The sequence below is a fragment of the Streptomyces sp. PA03-3a genome (assembly GCF_033792735.1).
Lineage (GTDB): Bacteria > Actinomycetota > Actinomycetes > Streptomycetales > Streptomycetaceae > Actinacidiphila.
In genome coordinates this window covers 1-838 of sequence record NZ_JARAVM010000094.1, presented here as the reverse complement: position 1 = coordinate 838, position 838 = coordinate 1, and the positions used below count along the sequence as shown (strand labels likewise).

Annotated in this window: 1 protein-coding gene; it reads left to right on the top strand. The window is 71.1% G+C overall.

Going from position 1 to position 838, the window contains the following annotated elements:
• On the top strand, positions 1 to 838 hold an 838-nt coding region (locus PV342_RS40910), incomplete at both ends, for an N-acetylmuramoyl-L-alanine amidase (protein ID WP_500321240.1).

Sequence of the window (838 nt, the reverse complement as noted above, 5' to 3'; positions counted from 1 at the left end):
GGTCTGTCGGCGAAGGAACTGCGCGGCGACGCGGCGGCCAACATCCGCGGCGGTGCGGCGCTGCTGGCGTCGTACCAGAAGGCCGCGGGCGGTTCGGTCTCCGCCGAGGCCGGTGACTGGTACGGGGCTGTCGCCCGGTACAGCCAGGCCTCGCAGGCGCAGGGTGCCAAGGCGTTCGCGAACCGGGTCTTCGCCACCCTGGCCAAGGGCGCCGGCCGTACCACCGCGGACGGGCAGCGGGTGACCCTCGCCGCGATGCCGCAGGTCAAGCCGGCCACGGGCCAGCTGGCGAAGCTGCGTCTGAAGGCCGCGGCGACCGCCGACACCGAGTGCCCGGCGACCGTGGACTGCACCTTCGTGCCGGCGGCGTCGAGCAACGGTCAGGTCTCCAGCCGTCCCGGCAACGGGATCCGGATCGACTCGATCGTCATCCACGACATCGAGGGCTCGTACGAGTCCGCGATCGCGACGTTCCAGACCCCGGGCAGCTCGGCCGCCTCGCACTACGTGATGCGGTCCTCGGACGGCGCCGTGACGCAGATGATGCCCACCAAGGACATCGCCTTCCACGCGGGCAACTACTCCACCAACATGCACTCCATCGGCATCGAGCACGAGGGCTTCGCCGCGCACGGGGCCGACTGGTACACCGAGGCGCAGTACGAGGCGACCGCGGAGCTGGTGACGTACCTGTCCGAGCGCTTCGGCATCCCGCTGGACCGGCAGCACATCGTGGGCCACGACAACGTTGTCGGCCCGTCGTCGGCGACCGTGTCCGGCATGCACTGGGACCCGGCCGACGGCTGGGACTGGGAGCACTTCATGGCCCTGGTCGGCG